14 protein-coding genes are annotated in these 21616 nt (G+C 72.4%); 9 read left to right on the top strand and 5 right to left on the bottom strand.

All coding sequences use genetic code 11. The annotated features are described in order from the left end of the window. Positions 1-100: 100 nt before the first annotated feature. The 3 genes from ACH4XV_RS20535 to ACH4XV_RS20525 all read left to right on the top strand — a co-directional run bounded on the left by ACH4XV_RS20535 (position 101) and on the right by ACH4XV_RS20525 (position 8758). Positions 101-5056 (top strand): tetratricopeptide repeat protein, encoded by a 4956-nt coding sequence (locus ACH4XV_RS20535; protein ID WP_395791707.1) that lies wholly within the window; start codon positions 101-103, stop codon positions 5054-5056. A 165-nt stretch (positions 5057-5221) separates the two neighbouring features. Next, positions 5222-5644 carry a hypothetical protein gene (locus ACH4XV_RS20530; protein ID WP_395791705.1) on the top strand — a complete coding sequence of 141 codons (423 nt, stop codon included), beginning with the start codon at positions 5222-5224 and terminating at the stop codon, positions 5642-5644. 2322 nt (positions 5645-7966) lie between these two features. After that, complete coding sequence (locus ACH4XV_RS20525) at positions 7967-8758, top strand: SDR family NAD(P)-dependent oxidoreductase (protein WP_395791703.1); 792 nt, start codon at positions 7967-7969, stop codon at positions 8756-8758. A gap of 70 nt (positions 8759-8828) precedes the next feature. On the opposite strand, the gene ACH4XV_RS20520 is transcribed toward ACH4XV_RS20525, so the two are convergent. After that, positions 8829-10418, bottom strand: coding sequence for a PucR family transcriptional regulator (locus tag ACH4XV_RS20520; protein ID WP_395791701.1), 1590 nt, complete (start codon positions 10416-10418; stop codon positions 8829-8831). A gap of 244 nt (positions 10419-10662) precedes the next feature. Between ACH4XV_RS20520 and pruA the strand changes: the two genes are divergently transcribed. From pruA to ACH4XV_RS20505, 3 genes are all read left to right on the top strand, one after another. Next, positions 10663-12291, top strand: a complete 1629-nt coding sequence (gene pruA, locus ACH4XV_RS20515; protein WP_395791699.1) for an L-glutamate gamma-semialdehyde dehydrogenase — start codon at positions 10663-10665, stop codon at positions 12289-12291. A gap of 31 nt (positions 12292-12322) precedes the next feature. Beyond that, positions 12323-13252, top strand: a complete 930-nt coding sequence (locus tag ACH4XV_RS20510; RefSeq protein ID WP_380038195.1) for a proline dehydrogenase family protein — start codon at positions 12323-12325, stop codon at positions 13250-13252. Between the two features lie 132 nt (positions 13253-13384). After that, positions 13385-13852 (top strand): GNAT family N-acetyltransferase, encoded by a 468-nt coding sequence (locus ACH4XV_RS20505; RefSeq protein ID WP_395791697.1) that lies wholly within the window; start codon positions 13385-13387, stop codon positions 13850-13852. Positions 13853-15731: 1879 nt separating this feature from the next. Here ACH4XV_RS20505 and ACH4XV_RS20500 read toward each other — a convergent pair. Further along, a complete protein-coding gene (locus ACH4XV_RS20500) occupies positions 15732-16274 on the bottom strand; it encodes a hypothetical protein (protein ID WP_395791695.1) in 543 nt (180 codons plus the stop codon). 594 nt (positions 16275-16868) lie between these two features. On the opposite strand from ACH4XV_RS20500, the gene ACH4XV_RS20495 reads away from it, so the two are divergent. Together ACH4XV_RS20495 and ACH4XV_RS20490 are read left to right on the top strand one after the other, a co-directional pair. Then, the gene (locus tag ACH4XV_RS20495) at positions 16869-17684 is read left to right on the top strand and encodes a Scr1 family TA system antitoxin-like transcriptional regulator (protein WP_395791693.1); all 816 of its coding nucleotides are present in this window, start codon (positions 16869-16871) and stop codon (positions 17682-17684) included. Next, entirely contained in the window at positions 17681-17863 is a 183-nt protein-coding gene (locus tag ACH4XV_RS20490) for a DUF397 domain-containing protein (RefSeq protein ID WP_395791691.1), read from the top strand. The genes ACH4XV_RS20495 and ACH4XV_RS20490 overlap by 4 nt, the downstream gene beginning before the upstream one ends. A 208-nt stretch (positions 17864-18071) precedes the next feature. On the opposite strand, the gene ACH4XV_RS20485 is transcribed toward ACH4XV_RS20490, so the two are convergent. Further along, complete coding sequence (locus ACH4XV_RS20485; RefSeq protein WP_395791689.1) at positions 18072-18413, bottom strand: HAD family hydrolase; 342 nt, start codon at positions 18411-18413, stop codon at positions 18072-18074. Positions 18414-18479: 66 nt separating this feature from the next. Then, positions 18480-19691, bottom strand: coding sequence for an MFS transporter (locus tag ACH4XV_RS20480; protein WP_395791687.1), 1212 nt, complete (start codon positions 19689-19691; stop codon positions 18480-18482). 218 nt (positions 19692-19909) lie between these two features. Here ACH4XV_RS20480 and ACH4XV_RS20475 point away from each other — a divergent pair, with 218 nt between their 5' ends. Continuing rightward, complete coding sequence (locus ACH4XV_RS20475) at positions 19910-20242, top strand: ArsR/SmtB family transcription factor (RefSeq protein WP_395791685.1); 333 nt, start codon at positions 19910-19912, stop codon at positions 20240-20242. Positions 20243-20356: 114 nt separating this feature from the next. Here ACH4XV_RS20475 and ACH4XV_RS20470 read toward each other — a convergent pair whose 3' ends face one another. Continuing rightward, the gene (locus ACH4XV_RS20470; RefSeq protein ID WP_395791683.1) at positions 20357-21520 is read right to left on the bottom strand and encodes an acyl-CoA dehydrogenase family protein; all 1164 of its coding nucleotides are present in this window, start codon (positions 21518-21520) and stop codon (positions 20357-20359) included. Positions 21521-21616 lie beyond the last annotated feature (96 nt).

The raw sequence follows: 21616 nt of genomic DNA, 5'->3' as shown, positions 1-21616 counted from the left end.
GAGCGCTCGATGCTGGGATGAAGTGCTGATTGAACGGTGCTGTTGAACGGTCGGGGGACCCGTTGATCGACGAAGTTCGGCATGCCCCGCGGGCCGCCCGATGACGGTCCCGCTTCTCGCCGCCGTCGCGGCCCTCCTCGCCTTGGTGGCCGCGCTGATGTGGTTCGGATTCCGGCGCAGGCCCGCCTCCGTGGCGGCCCGTGCCGACACGCTGTTGGCCCAGGCCGAGGGGGCGCATCGGGCGGGACGGCTCGCCGCGGCCGATCGCGGCTATCGGCGCGTCGCGGACGCGCTCGGCAAGCCGGGCGCGCCGACCGGCCTGGCCGCGACCCGGGGCCGGGCGCTGGTCGGTCTCGGCGAGGTGGCGAGCCGCCAGGGGCACTCGGCCGACGCGCTCGCCGCCTTCCGGGCCGCGTTCGCGCTGACCACGCTGCCGCCCGGCGCGCTGGAGCTGACCGCGGCCGACGCGACCCGGCGGGCCGATCCGGGGCCGTTGGAGGTCGCGTTGTGCGTCGACCTGGTCACCCGCACCGACACCGACCCCGACCATCCCGCCTACGACTTCCTGGAGGCCCGGTGTGTGGTCGCCCCCGGGGCGTCCGAGGCCGAGCTGATCGCGGTGGAGGCGCTGGCGGCGCGGATCGAGGCGGGCGCGCCGCGGCTGGAGTGGGCGGTGTACGGCCGCGCGTGCGCGCTGCGCGATCTGGGCCGTGGCGCCGAGGCGATCGCCGCGTTCGAGCGGGCCGACCGGCTGGTGCCGCGGGCGGCCACCGGTTACGAGTTGGGCCGCTTGCACCGCGACGCGGGCCGCCCGGACGAGGCGCTGGCCGCCTTCGAGCGTTCGCTGACCATCGAGCCGGAGCGGCCCGAGGTGCTGTACGCGATGGCGCTGACCCATCTGCGCCGCACACCCGCCGACAAGGCGCAGCGCGTCGCCGCCCTGGAGGCCGCCGTCGGCCTGCTCACCCGCACCTGCACGCTCGCCCCCACCCACGCCCAGGCCTGGCTGGGCCTGGGCCGGGCGCAGCACGCGCTCGGCCACGACGACGCGGCATTCGAGCCGCTGCTCCGGGCATGCGAGTTGATGCCCGAACACGTCGACGTGCAGATGGAGTTCGTCGACCTGGCGCTGGCCCGGGGGCAACGGGCTGCCGCGATCCCGGTGTTGCGCCGCGTGGTGGCCGGCCGGCCCCGGCATGTCGCGGCCAACCTGATCCTGGGCACGCTCCACGACGAGGACGGCGACTTCGTCGCGGCGGCGCCCTGTTTCGAGCGGGTGGTCGCGGTCGAACCGGGCCATGCGCGGGCCCGGTTCGGTCTGGGCCGGGCGCTGTTCGAGCAGGGCGAGGCACAGCGGGCGATCCCGCACCTGGCCGCGGTGCCCGAGCGGGACGCGGCGCAGCACCACCTGTTGGCGCGGGCGTACAGCGCGGCGGGCGAACCGGCCGCGGCCGACGCGGCGTTCTCGGCCGCGATCGAGGCGGGCGACGACAGCGCGATCGCCCACCACCGGCAGGCATGTGTGCGGTTGCGGCGCGAGTTGCGGCAGGACGCGATCGCCTCGTTCTGGCGGGTGTTGGACCGGGCGGACGACGATTCGCCGTTGGCCGCGGAGGCGTTGCTCTTTCGCGGCATCGCATATCGCGAGGAGGGCGACCTCGGCGCGGCGCGGGCCGACGCGGACGCCGCGGTGGCCGCCGCGCCGCGCGACGCCCGGGCCCACTACGCGCGCGGGCAGTTGGCCGTCCTGGAGGACGAATGGGCTACCGCCCGGGGCGCGTTCGAGACCGCCGTGCGGCTCGACCCGGACTATGCGCCGGCCCGGTTCGGGCTGGGTCTGGTCCGGGAGCACGCGGGCGAACACGAGGACGCGGCCGAGGCGTACGAGCAGGGGTTGGCGCGCCGGGCGGACTGGACGCCGGCCGTGGTGCGCCTGGGGGCGGCCCGGATCGCGGCGGGGCGGCTCGCGGACGGCATCGAGGTGCTGGGGCGGGTGCGCGGCGAGCCGACCGGGTCGGCCCGCTTCCATCTGGCCCTGGGCTACGCCCGGCAGGGTCGGGTGGAGCGCGCGGACGAGTTGTGGGCGGCGCCGGGCGGGATCGACGACGCGATACGCGCGCACAATGTGGCCACCGCGCGTGATCTGCTGGCCCGGGCGGCGCTGGCCGCAGGGGACCACGCGCTCGCCCGGGAGCACTGGCAGGCCTGTCGGGACGCGTTTCCCGAGCACGACGGCTACCGCACCGCGCTGGCCGAGACGTTGTTCCGCGAAGGCGCCGAGTTGTTGCGGTTCGGCCGCGACGGGGGCGCGCACCTGGCCACCGCCCGGGACCGGCTCGGCGCGGCCGGCGCGCTGATCCCGGGCGATCGCCGGGTCCGGCTGCACCTGGCGGTCGCGGCGTTGTACGCGGGCGAACCGGCGCTGGCGGTGCGGTTGTCGGCGGCGCTGGATCCGCTGGCCGATCCGCGTGTGGGGCATCTGGCGCCGCTGGCCCGGCTGGCGCTCGGCGCGGGCACCGTGTCGCTGGGCGCGCTGGTCGAGGCGGAGCCGGCGGCGTGGGCGGTACGCGGGATGCACGCCGCGCGGGGTCGGCGGTGGGCGGACGCGGCGGAGGCGTATCGGCAGGCGCTGGTGGTGCCGGGGCCGGTCGAGCCGGAGCCGCACGCGGCGGTGTGCGAGGCGGCCGAGTGCACGGCGTCGGCGCGGGCGGGATGTGGGCAGTGCGGGCGGGCGTACTGCGCCGAACACGGAGTCCTGCCGGCCGCGTTGCCGGCCCGCTGCGGGAGTTGCGTGGACGCGGTCCTGGCCGCGTTGGCGTCCTGTGCGCACCTGGCGGGCACGGGGGCGGCGGCGGAGGCCGAGGCGACCCGGTGGGCGGGCGACGGTGGGCGGGCCGCCGCGCATCACCTGCTGGCGCTGTTGCGGGCGCAGCGGGGCGACCACGACGCGGCGCTCGCCGGTCTGGAGCGGCTGTTGGCCGGGCCGATGGCGAGTGACGAGGGCCGACTGATCGCGGCCCGGGTGTATGTGCATCGGGCCGCCGCCCACAGCGAGGACCTGGTCGCCGCGTCGGCGGACGTGGAGCGGGCCGCGCGGCTGGTACCGGAGTTGCCGGAGGTGCGCCGGGCCCGACCGCTGCTGCGCTCGTGGCAGGCGCTCGCCCACGCGTTGGCGGGCAGGCACGGGGCGTCGATCGAGATCCGCCTCGAGTCGGAGCGGATCGACCCGACGGATGTGCGCAACCTGCAATGCCTGGCGCTGTCCGCGCTGCGCGCCGGGCAGGCGGGCGACGCGGGGCACACCACCGGGCTGTGGCGGCTGGTCTGCGGGACGTGGGCGACGGTGTTGTACAGCCCGAGGTTTTGGACCGACCTGGAGGCGCGGACCGGGCGGGAGATCTCCGCCGAGCAGATTCACGCCGCGCGCCAGGAGCAGATCGAGCGGGTGTACCGGGAGTTGCGCGAGCGCGCCGCGCACAGCGAGGGCTCGGTGGCCTCGCTGTATCGCAGGCTGGACCTGCACTGGGCGTGGGAGGTGGCCGCGACCGAGCGGATGGCGGCGCTGGATCCGGCGCCGGCGCCGATCGTGTGCGGGCCGCTGTTCCTGGCGCGGGTGGCCGATCCGGAGCGGGGCTCGGACGCGGGTCGGGCGTTGGCCGAGACCGTGCGCGCCGCCGCCGATCCGCATACCGGCGACCTGCTCGGGCCGCTGGGGATGTACCACCACCTGATCGATGTGGGCCGCTTCGACGAGGCGGTGGCGGGGCTGACCGGACTCGCGGGACTGGCCGGGCCGGACGCGACGCCGGGGGTGGCCGCGCTGTTGGCGCGGGCACATCTGGCCAAGGCACGGGATCTGGGCGGGCGCGGGGAGTGGGCGCAGGCGCTGGGATGTCTGGAGCAGGCCGCGCCGATCCCGGCGGAGGCGGTGGAGTTGGCGGCCGAGGTGGGAATCCGCGCCGCCGAGACGGTACTTTCCGCCGATCCGGCCGAAGAGGACGAGGCCGCGCGGCTGTTGGAGCGCGCATGGGCACTGGCTCCCGACGGCCCCGGCCTGCGGGGGGAGTTGGCCGGGGCGTACGCGCGACTGGCCCGGCGGGCGCACGAGGGCAGGCGGCATCGCGACGCGATCGCGCTGGTGCGGCAGGCACTGGAGCTGACCCCGGCGGATCCGGCGACCCGGGCGCTGGCGGGCGCGGCGTTGCGCGGGTTGGTGATGGAGTTGCTGGCGGCCGACACCGACGCGGCGGCGGCCGAGGCGGTCGGGGCGATGCGCGAGGCGTTCGCGCTGGATCCGGGCGAGGCGAGCCGGATCGGGCTGACCAACGCACTGTTCCTGAGCGCGGAGCGGCTGGCCCTGCGCGGGGGCGCCCGCGAGCAGGCGGTGGCGGCGATGGCCGAGGCGATCGCGCTGGCCGACCCCGGGGGCGAGACCGACTCCGTGGCCGCCGAGGCCCGCCGGCGGGTGGCCGCGCTGTTGGTGGAGACGGCGGGGGCGAGCGAGCGGGACGAGGACTTCGACCGCGCGATCACACTCCTGGAGGAGGCCCGGCACTACGGCGACGACCCGCCCACCCGCCGGGCGCTGGCGTTCAACCACTACTACGCGCGGCACTACGAGGTCGCGGAGCGGTTGTTGCGGCAGGAGATCGGCACCGGCCTGGAAATCGACACACTGCGCGAGGCGTGGGTGGTGGTGGCCGTCGACTGGGGCTACGACCTGCTGGCCAAGGGCCGCGCGTACGACGCGATCGAGGTCCTGTCGGCGGCGCTGCGCGAACACGAGGAGCCGAGGCTGCGGGACGCGCTGGTGGCGGTGTACCTGGGCGAGGAGCGCTACCAGGACGCGATCCGCACACTGGAGGCGATCGAGCTGACCCCGGAGAACACCCGCCTCCTGGCCCTGGCACTACACAACGAGGGGGTACGGCAGGCAAACATGGGCCACAACCACACCGCACTGGTACACCTGGAGCGGGCCCACGAGTACCACCCGACAGACGGCACGCGGGAAATCCTGGCCGAGGTCCGCTCCCGAATCCACGGCTACTACTGACCGAAAGCGCACACTTACCGCGCCGAGGCACCGAGGCGCCCAGGCGCCCAGGTGCCCATCACGCCATCTCACCAGTGCCATCGATGCCATCAGTGCCATGGCACCCACCGCCACCGCCTGCCACCGCCCGTCCCGCCCCTTCCCCACCCTCTCGGAGCCCGGAGCATGCCCGCAGCCGAACCCTCCCCATACGACGTCCTCGGCATCACCCCGGCCGCCACGCCACCCGAGGTACACGCCGCCTACGAGCGCGCGTTGGCGGCGGCCACGGGCGCCCCCGCCCGCGAAGCCTGCACCACGGCCTACCTACACCTGCGCAACACCGGCCGCCGCCTGGGCGCCGACATCCTGGAGTACGCCGCCCCCGACCCGTCCACCACGGCGCGCGAGGCCTTCGCGGGCGTCGCCGAACAACGCTTCCTCCCCCAGGACGCCCCGGCCCCACCGATCACGACCCTGGTCGTCCTGCGCCGCTCCGCGACCGCCGAGGACCACCGCGAACCCCGACCCACCGACACCACCTTCGCCACCCCGGCCCGCTTCACCGCCACGGCGGAGGTATTGCCCCCGGTGGACATCCCCCGCTGAGGCGGGGCGGGGGCGGGCATCCGTCGCCGCCGCCGCTGGTGCGTGCGGGGGGAGGGCGGTCCGGTCGGGTTCACCGGATGCGGTTCCGAGTGGGCCGGTCGCTTTCGGCACGCGTTGCGCTTTGCGCTGCGGGTGACCGGTGCGGGGCAGGTCAGAGTCGGAGGTGGGCCGCCGCCGGCGTGCGGGACTCCGAGACCCGAAGCTCCCGACGAGGCGGGTGTGTTGCTCGGCGGAACCCGGCTGGCAGCGAGGGAGCGGGAGGGGACTCGGGTCGAGTCCTCCGGGGCGCCTTGTCGAGTGGGTCGGGCGTTCCCGGCACGCGTTGCGCCTTTGGCCGGGGGTGGCTGGTGCGGGGCGGGTCAGAGTCGGCGGTGGGCCGCCGCCGGCGTGCGGGACTCCGAGACCGGGGCTTCCGGCGAGGCGGGCGTGTTGCCCGGCAAAAACCGGCCGGCAGCGGCGGGCAGGGAGGGCGCTCGGGTCGGGTCCGCCGGGGGCCTTGTCGAGTGGGTGGGGCGTTCCCGGCGCGCGTTGCGCCTTTGGCCCAGGGTGGCTGGTGCGGGGCGGGTCAGAGTCGGCGGTGGGCCGCCGCCGGCGTGCGGGACTCCGAGACCCGAAGCTCCCGACGAGACGGGTGTGTTGCCCGGCAAAAACCGGCCGGCAGCAACGGGAAGGGAGGGCACTCGGGTCGAGTCTGCCAAGGGGCCTTCCCGAGTGGGTCGGGTGTTTCCGGCGCGCGCTGCGCCTTGGGCTACGGGTGGCGGGTGCGGGGCTCGCCCGAGTCGGTGGTGGGCCGCCGCCAGCGTGCGGGGCTCCGAGACCGGGGCTTCCGGCGAGACGGGCATGTTGCCCGGCAAAAACCGGCCGGCAGCGGCGGGTGGGGAGGGCGCTCGGGTCGAGTCTGCCGGGTGCCTTTCTGAGCGGGTCGGGCGTTTCCGGCGAGAGTCGCGCCTTTGGTTGCGTGATGGCCGGTCCGGGGCGGGTCTGAGTCGGTGGTGGGCCGCCGCCAGCGTGCGGGGCTCCGAGACCGGGGCTTCCGACGAGACGGGCGTGTTGCCCGGCAAAAACCGGCCGGCAGCGGCGGGCAGGGAGGGCGCTCGGGTCGAGTCCTCCGGGGCGCCTTGTCGAGTGGGTCGGGCGTTCCCGACGCGCGTTGCGCCTTTGGCCGGGGGTGGCTGGTGCGGGGCGGGTCTGAGTCGGTGGTGGGCCGCCGCCGGCGTGCGGGGCTCCAAAGCCCGAAGCTCCCAACGAAGCAGGTGTGTTGGTCGGCGAAAACCGGCCGGCAGCGGCGGGCAGGGAGGGCACTCGAGTCGAGCCCGCCGGAGAGCCTTCCCGAGTGGGCCGGGCAGGGCATTTCGAGGTGCTGTTGGGCGTGTGGGAGCGGGAGTTCACGAAACCGGACGGCCGGATGTGCCGTGGACTCAGCGCGAGAGAAAACCGCAGGTCAGCGCGCGGCGAGCGCTTCTGCAGTGCCTCGGCATCCGGTTTCGGCGCCCATTGGGCGCTTTCGGTCTCCTCGAACGGCCTCTGCGAGGTCGCAGCGCCCGAAGCCGACCCCGAGCGGGCAGTTTCGGTCCCCTCAGTGGCGTTGAGGAGGCCGGAGCGCACGAAACCAACGCTCGACGCCCGACTTTCCGCCCCGACCCCACAAAACCGCAGGTCACCGAAGCTCCAAGTCCCACAACCACCCACCGCGATCCGGTTTCGAATCCCAACTCCCCTCCAAACGCCCCCCAAAACGCCCCGATCCACCCTGGAAAGCCCCTGGAGAACCCGACCCGACCACCTCCTGCTCCCTCGCTGCCGGCCGGTTTTCGCCGACCAACACACCTGCTTCGTTGGGAGCTTCGGGCTTTGGAGCCCCGCACGCCGGCGGCGGCCCACCACCGACTCTGGCCGGCCCGCACCGGCCACCCGCAACCCCAAGTGCAACGCGCACCGGAACACCCGACCCACTCGGGAACGCACACCGGCGAACCCAACCCGAGCACCCTCCCTGCGCCCGCTGCCAGCCGCTTTTCCCGCCGAGCAACACACCCGCCTCGCCGGAAGCCCCCGTCTCGGAGCCACGCACGCCGGGAACGCCCCACCCACCCGGCAAGGCCCCGCCAACACGGCAAGGCCCCGGCGGACCCGACCCGACCACCCACCCTCCCCGCCCCGCTGCTCCGCCCCCAGCCCGCACCAGCTGGCCCGCCGCCCCGCCCGCCCGGATCATCCCTCCCCTCGACCTCCAACGGGTGGGATTTCGCGTTCTGATGGTTGACCTAGTCCACTGTTGTGAGGATGGTGGCAGGCAGTTGTCCGGAGCAGGGGAGGGACGCCGTGGCCAAGCGGTTCGAGGGACGTAGGGCATTGATCACCGGGGCCAGCAGGGGAATCGGGGCGGCGTTGGCGGTGCGGCTCGCGGCCGAGGGAGCCGATGTGGCGGTGACCGCGCGTACCGTGCGGCAGGGGAATCTGGCCGGGTCGTTGGAGCGGACGGAGACGCTGATCGCCCGGCACGGTCGCCGCACCGCCGTGGTGCCGGCCGACCTGTCCGACGAGACGCAGCGGGCCAAAATCGTGCCCGCCGCCGAGGAGGGGCTGGGCGGGCCGATCGACATCCTGGTCAACAACGCGGCGATGGCCTCGTACGCCTCGCTTCGGGTGTACCCGCAACGCCGCGCGCGGCTGCACTTCGAGGTGAACGTGCTGGCCCCGATGGAGTTGTGTCAGGCCGTGATACCGGCCATGGCGACGCGTGGCGAGGGCTGGATCGTCAACGTGACCAGCGGCACCGCCCGGCCGTGGGCGGGGCCGCCGTTCGAATTGGGGGTGCTCGGGACCAAGAGCGCGGTGTACGGGGCGTCCAAGGCGGCGCTCAACAGGATCACCAACGCGCTGGCGGCGGAGCTGTACGGGACCGGGATCCGGGTGAACACGATCGAGCCCCGGGCCGCCGTACTCAGCGAGGGCGCCGAGGAGTTGGTCGGCGGGCAGTTGCGGCCCGATCAGATCGAGACGATGGACCAGATGGTCTCCGCCACGCTGGAGTTGTGCGACGGGCCGGCGGCGCGCACCGGTGGCGAGTACGTAAGCCTGGACCTGCTCTCCGAGCTGGGCATCAAGGTCTGAGCCGACGCCGCCGACCCCACCGCCCCCGCCCGGCCGGCCGGCCGGGCGGACGGCCGGGCGGACGGCCGGGTCACCCCGGCAGGCGCAGCAGCAGCGCCGCGAGCAGGCGGGTCTTCGGGTCGGCCCAGTCCAGGCCGGTCAGTTCGCCCGCCCGGCGGATCCGGTAGCGCAGCGTGTTCGGGTGGATGTGCAGCGCCGCGGCGGCGGCGCGCACATCGCCCAGCGCGTCCAGCCAGGCCAGCACCGAGTCCGCGTACTCCGTGTCGTGCTCGCCGTCGTGCGCCTGCAGCGCGATCAGGCGCGGGTCGCGGATTTCCCGGTGCTCGGCCAGCAGCGCCTGGACCTCCCCGTGCAGCACCTCCGGCCGTACCTCCGACAGCGCCGCGACCTCGGCCGGCACCCCGCCGGTCGCCATCGCGTCCAGGACCCGGTCGGCCGACTCCCGGGCCGCGACGGTACGCGCCAGGCTCGGCGCCGGATCGCCGACCGCGCCGCGCACCACCAGGTCGAGGTGGCCGTGCGCGGCGGCGGCGATCTCGTGCGCCCAGCCGAGCGCGACCGCCTCGGTCGGCGGCGCGGACAGCAGCACGTAGACCCTCGGGCCCAGCGGCGCGACCCGGGCGTGGCTGTGTCGCGCCGCCGCGTACACCGAGACCAGGTTCGCCAGTTCGGTCCGGGCCAGCTCCTGCGCCGACTCGTCGGGTACGTCCGCCCGCACCGCGAAGCCGAGCACGAGCACCGGCCGCACCGGGTCCAGGCCGAGTTGCGCGGCGGCGGCCCGAGCCGCGATCGAGCCGCCGAGCAGGCCCGCCACGCTCTCCCGGGTCGGCCCGGCATCCGCGGCCGACCTGGCCCGCCGGCGCACCAGGTGCAGCGTGGCCACCCGCGCCGCGCCGACCAGCACCTCCTCGGCCCGATCGGCGAGCGGCCGGCGGCCCTCCTGGACCCAGATCGTGCCCAGCCACCGCCCACCGGCGTGCACCCCGACCGCGAGCCGGCGCCGAATGCCCAGGTCGGGCCGCTCCTCCACGGCGACCACCTGCGTGGTGGTGCGGAGCCGGTGGAACACGCCCCAGTCGCGCAGCCGGGCCATGTACTCCTCCGGCCCCTGCCACCCCAGGATGGACAACCGCCGCAACTCGTCGGCCTCGTCCGGCCCGGTCGCCCGCGAGTAGGCCAGCACGCGGTTGGCGCTGTCCTCGATGCTGACCCCGCCGCCGGTGAGCATCGCGGTGGTCTGGGCGAGCGAGAACAGGTCGCCGCCGTCGGGCGGTTCGGTCTCGGGCCGCTCGTCGAGGGCGGCGTGCGCGAGTGCGGCCACCTGTTCCCAGCGGGCCTCGGGGCGCACCGACAGCAGCACCACACCCGCCGCGTCCGCCACCTCGCGCAGCGCCGCGCTCTCGCCCTTGACCGCGATCGCCGTCGCGCCGGCCGCGCCCGCCGCCCGCACCGTGCCGGCCGCGGCCCGGCCGCGCAGGCCGACCGCGAGCAGCAGGTCGCCCGGCATCACGTGCGGCTCCTCCTCCGGATCCAGGATCGACACGTGCCGGACCACCGCCTCCAGGCCACCGGCCGCCGCCGCGACCCGGATCGGGCCGTCACCGACCGGGCCGCCGAGGGCGGCAAGCAGTTCGCGCAGCGGGACGCCGGACTCGGGCACGTTCGGCCCCTTCGTGGATGTCGCGGGTGTTGGCCGATGGGCCAAGCGGGGAGTTTCGAGTTTAAACGATCGGATAAACACGCGACGGCGGTCGCGGCCTACCGTTGAGCGCGAGATCCGTGTCCGCCCCCCGGCCGTACGGCGCCACCCGGCACCATCCGGCGCCACACCGCACCGCACCGCACCGCACGGCACCCGCACCCGCACCCGCACCCGCCGCAGATCACCGAACAGGAGCGCCGTCTTGGACGCTGTGACCCAGGTTCCCGTCCCGGTCAACGAGCCGGTACACGACTACGCCCCCGGCACGCCCGCCCGGGCCCGCCTCGAAGCGAAGCTCGCGGAACTGGCCGCGGCCCCGATCGACCTCCCGATGACCATCGGCGGCAAGCGGCGCATGGGCGCCGGCAAGCGCGAGGACGTGGTCCAGCCGCACAACCACGCCGCGCGCCTGGGCACCTTCGCGCACGCCGACACCGCCGACGCGCAGGACGCCGTCGACGCGGCCCTCGCCGCCGCGCCGGGCTGGCGCGACCTGTCCTTCGACGACCGCGCCGCGATCTTCCTCAAGGCCGCCGACCTGCTCGCCGGCCCGTGGCGCGAAACACTGGCCGCGGCGACCATGCTCGGCCAGGGCAAGAACGCCCAGCAGGCCGAGATCGACTCCTCGTGCGAGCTGATCGACTTCTGGCGCTTCAACGTGCACTTCGCCCGCCGCGCGCTGGCCGAGCAGCCGATCAGCAGCCCCGGCGTGTGGAACCGCACCGACCACCGCCCGCTCGAAGGCTTCGTCTACGCGATCACCCCGTTCAACTTCACCGCCATCGCGGGCAACCTGCCCACCGCGCCCGCCCTGATGGGCAACGTCGTGGTCTGGAAGCCGTCGCCGACGCAGACCTTCTCGGCCGTACTGCTGATGGAACTGCTCGAAGAGGCCGGGCTGCCCCCGGGCGTGATCAACCTGGTCACCGGCGACGGCATCGCGGTCTCCGAGGTGGCGCTGCGCCACCCGGACCTGGCGGGCATCCACTTCACCGGCTCCACCGCCACCTTCCAGCACCTGTGGCGCACGGTCGGCGAGAACATCGCGAACTACCGCACCTACCCGAGGATCGTCGGCGAGACCGGCGGCAAGGACTTCGTGGTCGCCCACCCCAGCGCCGACCCCGCCGTGCTGCGCACCGCCCTCGTCCGCGGCGCGTTCGAGTACCAGGGTCAGAAGTGCTCGGCCGCCTCGCGCGCCTACATCCCGCGCTCGATCTGGGAGTCCGACTTCAAGGCCGACTTCCTGGCCACCGTCGACGGGCTGTCGATGGGCGACCCGACCGACCTGAGCCACTTCCTGGGCGCGGTGATCGACGAGCGCGCGTTCGCCAAGAACAAGGCCGCGATCGACCGGGCGCACGCCGACGAGACGGTGGAGGTCGCGGCCGGCGGGACCTACGACGACAGCGTCGGCTGGTTCGTCCGTCCGACCGTGCTGGTCTCCGCCAACGCCGACCACGAGATCTTCAAGGACGAGTACTTCGGCCCGATCCTGGCCGTGCACGTCTACGAGGACGACGCCTACGACATGATGCTGGCCCAGATGGAGTCGGTCTCCGCGTACGGCCTGACCGGCGCGATCATCGCCCAGGACCGCGAGGTCATCGCGCACACCGCCCACGTGTTGCGGTTCGCGGCGGGCAACTTCTACATCAACGACCGACCCACCGGTGCGGTCGTGGGGCAGCAGCCATTCGGCGGCGGGCGCGCGTCGGGCACCAACGACAAGGCCGGCGCGATGCAGAACCTCACCCGCTGGATCAGCTCGCGCTCGATCAAGGAGACGTTCGTCCCGGCGACGGACCACCGCTACCCGCACATGGGCTGACCCCACCCCACCGGTACTTCGGGAGAAGAAGATGCTCCGCAGCCCCATCCTCGCGGCGGCCCGCTCGCCGCGGACCCGCTCCCTGGTCGAGCACCTGCCGCCGACCCGGGCCATCGTGGACCGCTTCGTCGCGGGCGACGTGCTCGACGACGCCGTCCGGGTCACCCGCGAACTCGTCGAAACCGGGCGCAAGGTGACGCTCGATCACCTCGGCGAGGACACCACCGACCGCGCGCAGGCGGACGCCACGGTGGACGCGTACGACGCGCTGCTCGACACGCTCGGCGAGACCGGCCTGGCCCGCGACGCGGAGGTGTCGGTCAAGCTGTCCGCGGTGGGCCAGTTCCTGCCCGGCATCGGCGAACGGATCGCGCTGGAGAACGCCCGGCGGATCTGTACCGCCGCCGCGCGGGTGGGCACCACGGTCACCCTCGACATGGAGGACCACACCACGACCGACTCGACCCTGGGCATCCTGCGCGAGTTGCGCGTGGACTTCCCGTGGGTGGGCGCGGTGCTCCAGGCCTACCTGCGGCGCACCGAACAGGACTGCCGGGATCTGGCCTACGAGGGCTCGCGGGTGCGGCTGTGCAAGGGCGCCTACCAGGAGCCGGAGTCGGTCGCGTTCCAGGACAAGGGCGACGTGGACCGGTCGTACGTGCGCTGCCTGCGGATCCTGATGGAGGGCAAGGGCTACCCGATGGTGGCCTCGCACGACCCGCGCCTGATCGCCATCGCGAGGCACCTGGCGGACCGGGCGGGGCGGGCGCCCGGCAGCTTCGAGTTCCAGATGTTGTACGGCATCCGCCCCGAGGAGCAGACCCGGATCGTCGAGCAGGGCGACCTGATGCGGATCTACCTTCCCTACGGCGCCGAATGGTACGGCTACTTCATGCGCCGACTCGCCGAACGCCCCGCCAACCTGACCTTCTTCCTGCGCGCGATGGCCACGAAGAGCTAGGCAGGGCAGGGCAGGGCGGTTCGCACGGGCGCCGGACGGGAGCAGATTCTCCCGTCCGGCGCCCGCCGTCGTTTCGGGTATCACGCGACGTCCGCGGAATCGGTGTTCGGGGCGGCCTGACAGCATGGGCGCATGGATGCAGTGGGCCTCGGCGACTTCACGGTGCGCCGCGCGGACGAGTCGGACGCGGACACGTTGGCCGGGATCGACGCGATCGCGAGCACGGGTGACGCCGAGCGGCGGACCAACATCGCCAGGTGGTGCCGGGAGGGCTCGGCGACCGTGGCGGAGGACGCGTCCGGCCTGCTCGGCTACTGCGTCGTGGAGTACACCTTCTTCGAACAGGGCTTCGTCGCGATGCTGATGGTGACGCCGTCGGCGCGCGGCAGGGGTGTGGGGCGCGGGTTGTTGGACGTCGCGGCGGCCTCGTGTACGACCCCGAAGCTGTTCACGTCGACCAACGTTTCCAACCAGCCGATGCAGCGACTCCTCGGGCGAGCCGGATGGAGCCCGGTGGGCCTGGTACACGGTCTGGACGACGGCGACCCCGAGCTGTTCTACCTCTGCGGACAGCGGGGCGGCGGGTCGACGCATCGGTGACCGGTGACGTGGTGGGTCGGGTTGGGTCGGGTTGGACCTGGTTCCCGCCGCCGTCGATGTACAGGTTGGCGCCGAGGATGAAGCTGCTCCGCTCGGCGGCGAGGAACGCCCAACCGGCAGCGGCGGGGAGGGGGAAGGGTCGGGTCGAGTCCGCCGAGGGGGCTTCCGACGAGAATCGCGCCTGGGTCGGTTGTGCGGGGCGGGCCAGAGTCGCCGAACGGGGCCGCCGCCAGCGTGCGGGGCTGCGAGGCGACGGGTTCCCGACGACACCACCGCGTTGCTCAGCGGAAAACCGGCCGGCAGCGGCGGGCAGGGTGGGGGCTCGGGTCGAGTCCGCCGAGGCGGCTCCCCGAGTGGGCCGGGTGCATGCGGCGAAAGTCGCGTCTCGGCCGGCTGTGCGAGGCGGGCCAGAGTCGCCGAGCAAGGCCGCCGCCAGCGTGCGGGGCTCCCAGACTGAGGGCTCCCGACGAGACCCCGGCATTGCTCGGCGGGAAAAGCAGCCGGCAGCGGCGGGCAGGGAGAAGGGTCGGGTCGAGTCCGCCGAGGCGCTTCCGCAGTGGGCCGGGAGCTTCCGGCGAGAGTCGCGTCTCGGCCGGCTGTGCGGGGCCGGCCAGAGTCGCCGAGCGGGCCGCCGCCGGCGTGCGGGGCTCCCAGACTGAGGGCTCCCGACGAGACCGCCACATTGCTCAGCGAAAAACCGGCCGGCAGCGGCGGGCAGGGTGCAGGGTCGGGTTGAGATCGCTGAGGGGCCTTGCGGTCGGTTGGGGCGTTTCGGGGGCGTCTGGGGACAGGTTGGGGCTCGGAACCGGATCTCGGTGGGTGGTTAGGGGTGTCGAGATGTCGGTGACCTGCGGTTTTGTGGGGTCCGGAGGGAAAGTCGGTTGTCGAGTGCCGATTTCCTGTGCTCTGGCCCCTCGGCTCCGGTCTGGAGACCGAAACCGCTCGGTCGAAGGCGATCTCGGGCGCTGCGGCCTCTCAGAGGCCGTCGAGGAGACCGAAACTGCTCTGTGAGCGTCGAAACCGGATCCCGAGGCGCTCGAAACGGCAGCTGCCAGCGCCGACCTGCGGGTTTCCCTCGCGCGCAGGCTGCCGCACCGCACGGGATCCGGTTTCGTGAACCTCCGCCACCCACATGCCCACCGCACCCCGAAAACACCCGGCCGCCCAACCCACCCGGGAAGCCTCTCCGGCGGATTCGACCCGAGCCCCACCCTCCCCGCCGCTGCCGGCCGCTTTTCCGCCGACCAACACGGCAGTCTCGTCGGGAGCTTCGAGTCTCAAAGCCCCGCACGCTGGCGGCGGCCCGCCTCGACGACTCTGACCAGCCCCGGACCACCCCTCCGCAGCCAAGGACGTGACCATCACCGGAAACACCCGACCCACTCGGAAGGGCCCACCGGCGGATTCGACCCGAGCCCCTCCCTGCCCGCCTCTGCCGGCCGCTTTTCCGCCGACCAACGCACCCGTCTCGTCGGGAGCCCTCAGTCTCGGAGCCCCGCACGCCGGCGGCGGCCCACCACCGACTCAGGCCGCCCCGCACCAGCCACCCGCAACCACAAGCGCAACGCACGCCGGAAACACCCGACCCACCCGGGAAGCCTTCCCGGAGAGCCCGACCCGGCCCTCACCCGCTCCCCGCTGCCGGCCGGTTCTGGCCGACCAAAGCACCCCGCCTCGTCAAGAGCTTCGGGGCTCGGAGCCCCGCACGCCGGCGGCGACCAATCCCTGGTGCCGGACCGACCCGGCACCGGCACCGGCACCGGCACCCCGCAACCCAAAGACCAACCCCCGTCGCAAACACCCACCCAACCCGAGAGGTTCGCGATCAGCCTTGGCAACGCCCCAACAGCTTGATCGACTTCCGCTTCCGCTTCGATGCTCAGACAGGTCGGGTCATGGGTCCTTCGCGGTACATCTCGTCGGCGGGTGCGGTGGTGATCCTGTCGGCGCCTGCGCCGTATACGTATTCGACCATCCACCGGTCACCGTCGTGCCGGACGCGGGTGATGGTCCCGAGGTGGTGATGTCGCCCGTGGTGGTCGACCTTGCGCCACAGGTGTTCACCAACAGCACAGGGAGGCGTGTCGGTCATGATCTCTCCTTGCATATGGAAGGGGACGACAAGGTCGCGGACTTCGGCACGCGCACGGTGCACGATCATCCGCACGTAGCCCGGGGAAAACCCGGTCGCACGGGCAATGACCTCCACCGACATGCCACCCCGGTGCGCATCGGCCACGGCGGCCCGCAACCCAACCCCGGCGGCACGGCGGTATCGCTGGTGGGCGCGCTGCCAGTGCGATGAAGCGATCGCGGGATCGGGTCGGATTCCCTGACGTCGATTGCGCTCGGCGGCAGTTGCGACGAGGCGGTCGAGCAACAACCGGTACACGGAGCTGCCTTCGACAATGGCGGACAGCATCGGCGGGACTCAGCCGCTCGAATCCGAGACGCGCCCGACCGAAGGAGTCGAGAACGTCCGCATCAGATACATCCGCGACTCATGTACCAGAGCGATCAGTTCGGCCCGCGTGACATCCAAGGGATCGCGACCGGTTGTGGTGATCCGGATCGGACGAACCTCGTCGCCGGACGGGGACACGGAAATCATGTGGGGCTCCAGCAGGGATGTGAGACCCGGCCCCCGCATCCGCGCCGGTGGCTACGGGGGCCGGGTGCCGCCCGCCGGGTATAACCGGAATCGGGCGGCGGCAGGGGACAGTTCAGGTGCCGTCGACATGCGGTAAGCACGGTCCAAGGATGCGAGCCACATCGAAGCCGGGGCCCACGAAGGTCCGTCCGATGCGCCCACGAGGCACCCCTGACGCCTGGTGGGCGATGGGCAACCCGCTCGTGGGTTGTTTCGCTGTCATGACCCCAATACTGCCCGTGACCACATACGGTGAGGAGATATCCGGCGGTTACAACAGGATTCGTAACCTTCGTCGCGAAATCCGTAACCACGTGTCCTCGCCGGGCAATCTCCTGTAATCACGTCAACCGGGAGGCAGAAACCATGCCGCCGAAGCCCAAATCCCCGAGCGCTGCCCAACGACTCTTCGGGGGACAAGTGCGTTTCTTGCGCAAGAGGAAGGGACTCACACAGGAACAACTGGCGAAGTTCGTGAACCAATCCGCGTCCCTCATCCACGCCATCGAGTGCGGTAGGCGGCCCGCGCTCTCACCTCTGTTGGAACAACTCGACCGAGAACTCGACGCCGGCGGCGCCCTCGTGGACGCGGCCGGGTACCTGGTCGGCGAGAAGGTTGCCGAATCCTTCGTTGACACAGCCGAGTTGGAGAAGCAGTGCGTCGCTGCGGATTCGTTCCAACTCTCACTCATCCCAGGATTGCTACAGACCGAGGACTACATGCGCGCTTTGCTTCGCGCCGCTCGCCCACCGTTGGAGGACGACGACATCGAAGCGCGTGTCCAAGGTCGCATCGAGCGGCAGAAGTTGCTCATGCGGAAGCCGACGGCAATCTGTAGCTACGTCATCGAAGAGCAGGTCCTTCGACGGCCCATCGGCAGCAAGGCAATCCTGAAGGCCCAGCTGGGAAGACTTCTCGAATGCTCGGCCATGCGCAATGTGTCGATCCAACTGATGCCGACGCAGTGCATGGAGCACGTCGGGCTGGACGGGCCGATGCTCTTGCTGGAGATGCCGAACGGGCAGGTGATCGCTCACCTTGAGTCCCAAGCCGGAGGCGCGCAGGTGACCGATCCCGAACTGGTCAGAGTCTTGCGTCAGCGATATGGAATCATCCGAGCACAGGCGCTCACGATGGCGGACTCGACCGCGCTCATCCGGAAGATGGCAGGAGAGCTATGAAGTCAGATATCAACCCGACGTGGCGTAAGAGCAGTTACAGCGGCACCCAGGGGGACGACTGCGTCGAGGTCGCCGCACTGACCGGTGCGATCGGCGTCCGCGACAGCAAGATCGGCGACTCGCCGGTGGTCCGGACCTGCGCCCAGGCATGGAATACACTCCTCGACTCGCACCGCTGAGCAACCCCCATCCGCCCCGCCTCCGATCGGCATGCGACGGGGCGGATGGCGGGTCCAAGCTTCCCCGCCGGCTTGGTACGCCGACTTCCGACGGTGATCTCCCGAATCGGCAGCGCTCCGTCGCGCTCGCGCTCATCGTCTTCGCGGGGATGGTGGCGTGTCTTGCACGCTACCCTCGCCGGTGCGCATGGGGTGGCGATTCGTGTGGTTACCGCCCGATGAGGTTCGCGATTTCGGACAGCGAATCGATCGTCCAGTCGGCGCGATTCATCTCGGGATCACCCGCCCACAGGTAACCCCAAGGGCCACGCCGCACCAAGGCCGTGCGCAACCCGGCCCGGGCTGCCGGGACGTGGTCGTTCGCCGGATGATCGCCTACATACAGGATCTCGTGGGGCTCCCCGGGAGCCCATGCGAGCAGCCGCGCGAAGAAGGCATCATCGGGCTTGACAACGCCCCGCTCCTCGGACACCGCCACCGCATCCACCGGCAGGTCCAACGCACGCAACAGCTCGCCCGCTCGCCGTGTCTGGTTGCCCGCGACCCCCACCCACACGCCCGTCGACGCCGTCCCGAAGGCTCGCCGCCGACGCAGGCAAAGCGAGTCGGGCGCCCATCAGATGGTGGATCGGTGCTTGTCCTGTGGCGGCGTCGCGGGAGCGGGGGCCTGGGCGTGGCTCCGGGCCCGGGCCCGGGCCCGGCGGGTGGCCGTTATGTGGTGGAGCAGGGTGATCGCGGTGATGGCGGCAGCCACGTAGCCGAGTTGGGGTGGGGTCAGGGACGGCCATTGTTGGGCCAGGCCGCCGAGGGCGCCGCCCAAGGCGATTCCGGTGTAGATGGCGCAGGAGTTGAGGCCGAGGAGTATGGGTGCGGCGGCCGGGTGTAGGGCGATCAGACGGTGTTGTTGGGGGACGACGATGATGCCGACGGATCCACCCCAGATCATGGCCCACACCATTGCCGAGGCCAGGGTGTGTACCGCGACGGGGGTGAGGGCCAGCGCGATCGTGGCCAGCGCGAGTGCGACCGTGAGGACTCGGGTGGGGTCGCGGCGGTCTACCAGGCGGCCGGCGGTGAGGTTGCCGGCCAGGGTGCCGGTGCCCCAGGCCGTCAGGATCAGGGTCAGTCGTCCGTCGGAGCCGTCGGTGGCGTCGTCGAGTGCGGGTGCGATGTACGTGTAGAGCGTGTAGGAGGCCAGGAACGTCATCGCCGTGATTGCCAGCAGGCTCAGGACACGACGCTGCCGTAGTGGGCGTAGGCGGTCGGCCAGGGATGCCGCCGGTAGGACCACCTTGGGCAGGCCGAGTGCCACGCCGGCCGCGGCGAGCAGGCCGAGGGCGGCGACGGCCCACAGGGTGATGCGCCAGTCGGTGCGGCCGATCAGCGTGCCCAGCGGCAGGCCGACGGCGGTGGCCAGGGTCAGGCCGCCGAGGACGAACGCCAGTGCCCGGCCCCGGCGTTCGGGCTCGACGATGGCGGCGGCCGTGCTGGACGCGGTCGAGGTGATTGTGCCGGCGCCGATCGCGGTGAGGACGCGGGCGGCCATGACCACCTCGTAGCCGGTGCCGACCGCGGTGAGGGCGTTGCCGACGACGAACACGCCGAGTGCGACGAGCAGGGCCGTACGGCGGTCCAGCGCGCCGGCCATCGCCGCCATGACGGGTGCCGATACGGCGAGGACCAGGGCGAAGACCGTGACCAGCTGCCCGGCGGCGGGTGTCGAGACATCCAGGTCGGCGGCGATGGATGGGAGCAGACCGGCGATGACGTAGCTGTCGGTGCCGACGGCGAAGGTCGCCAGCGCCAACGGCGCGAGACGTTTGGACATGGGCGGCACTGCCTTCCGGTGCGGCGGACCGCCAAAACGGATCGCACAAACGGGTCGCATGAGCGGACCGCGAGAGCGATCTGCAGGAGCGATCGCAAGAGCTGACGAGTCGGCAGCGTAGGCAATGCATGGACGCTTGTCCATGTATCAATGTGTCGGATAGACTCGCCCCGACGCGATGAGCATCAGCAGCACGAGGCAGGGGCAGGAGGCCGACAATGCGCGAGGTATCACAGCCGACCCGGGAGGCTATCCGGCTCGTGGACGTGCTGCGGGCGCTCGGTGATCCCGTGCGGCTCGAACTCGTGCAGCGGCTCGACCGCACCGGCCCGGACAACTGCTCCGCGGCCGGCGAGGAGCTCGACGTCCACCAGACGACGTTGTCCCACCACTACCGGGTGCTGCGCGAAGCCGGGGTCACCTGGACGACCATCGAGGGCCGGACCCGGCTGGTGCGGGTACGCCGCGACGACTTGGACGACCTCTTCCCCGGCCTGCTCGATTCGGTCCTGGCCGGAGCACGCCGAGCCCGGCCGGCCGTCGACCGCTGACCCCCACCCGCGCCGTCGCACGGTGAACACGTTCATTCGCCCGGAATACCGAAAACCGACCCTCCCGGACGGATGCCGTCCAGGAGGGTCGGTGCCGAAAGAGCCGTCGTCGCTTCAGCGCGGCAGGCCCAACTCCCGCGCGATCAGCATGCGTTGCACCTCGCTGGTGCCCTCGCCGATCTCCAGGATCTTGGCGTCGCGCCAGAAGCGGGCCACCGGATACTCGTTCATGAAGCCGTAGCCGCCGTGGATCTGGGTGGCGTCGCGGGCGTTGTCCACCGCGCTCTCCGAGCTGTACAGCTTGGCCAGCGCGGCCTCCTTCTTGAAGCCCTCGCCGTGTACGAGCAGCGAGGCCGCGTGCCGCCAGCCCAACCGCGAGTTGTGCGCGCGCAGTTCCATGTCGGCGAGCTTGAACGCGATCGCCTGGTTGGCCCCGATCGGCCGGCCGAACGCCTCGCGCTCACCGGCGTAGCGCACCGACTCGTCCACGCAGCCCTGGGCCAACCCCGTGGCCAGCGCCGCGATGGCCACCCGGCCCTCGTCCAGGATGGACAGGAACTGGGCGTAGCCGCGTCCACGTTCGCCGAGCAGGTTGTCCGCCGGGACGCGCACGTCGGTGAACGACAACTCGCGGGTGTCCGAGCAGTTCCAGCCGACCTTGGAGTAGGGCGGTGCGACGGTGAAGCCCTTCGTGCCCGCCGGCACGATGATCGTGCTGATCTCCTTGCCGCCGTCGCCCTTGGTGCCGGTAACCGCGGTGACCGTGACGAAGCCGGTGATGTCGGTGCCGGAGTTGGTGATGAAGCACTTGCCGCCGTTGATCACCCACTCCCCCGTCGCCTCGTCCAGACGGGCGGTGGTGCGCGTGGCGCCCGCGTCGGAGCCGCCGCCGGGCTCGGTCAGGCCGAAGGCGCCCAGCATCTCGCCGCTGGTCAGCTTGGGCAGCCAGGTCTGCTTCTGCTCCTCGGTACCGAAGCGGTAGATCGGCATCGCGCCCAGCGAGACCGCCGCCTCCAGGGTGATCGCCACGGAGGAGTCGACCCGGGCCAACTCCTCCAGGACCAGGCCGAGCGCGAGGTAGTCGCCGCCCATGCCGCCGTACTCCTCCGGGAACGGCAGGCCGAACAGGCCCATCCGGCCCATCTCCCGGATGATCGTGTACGGGAACTCGTGCTTCTCGTACAGGTCGCCGATCGCGGGCGCGATCACGTCCTTGGCGAACTCGGCGACCGTGCGCCGCAGTTGCTCGTATTCCTCGTCGAGGCGGTGGTCCAGCATGATCCGGGCTCCCGGGTTCGGTGGCGGGGGACGGACCGGGCCGCTCGTGGCGGCTTCGGTGCGTCGGGGGTGGTTCGGTCGGCGGCCGGGCGGGCG

It is taken from the genome of Embleya sp. NPDC020630, assembly GCF_044334985.1.
Lineage (GTDB): Bacteria > Actinomycetota > Actinomycetes > Streptomycetales > Streptomycetaceae > Embleya.
This window is presented reverse-complemented; position numbering and strand designations above follow the sequence as displayed.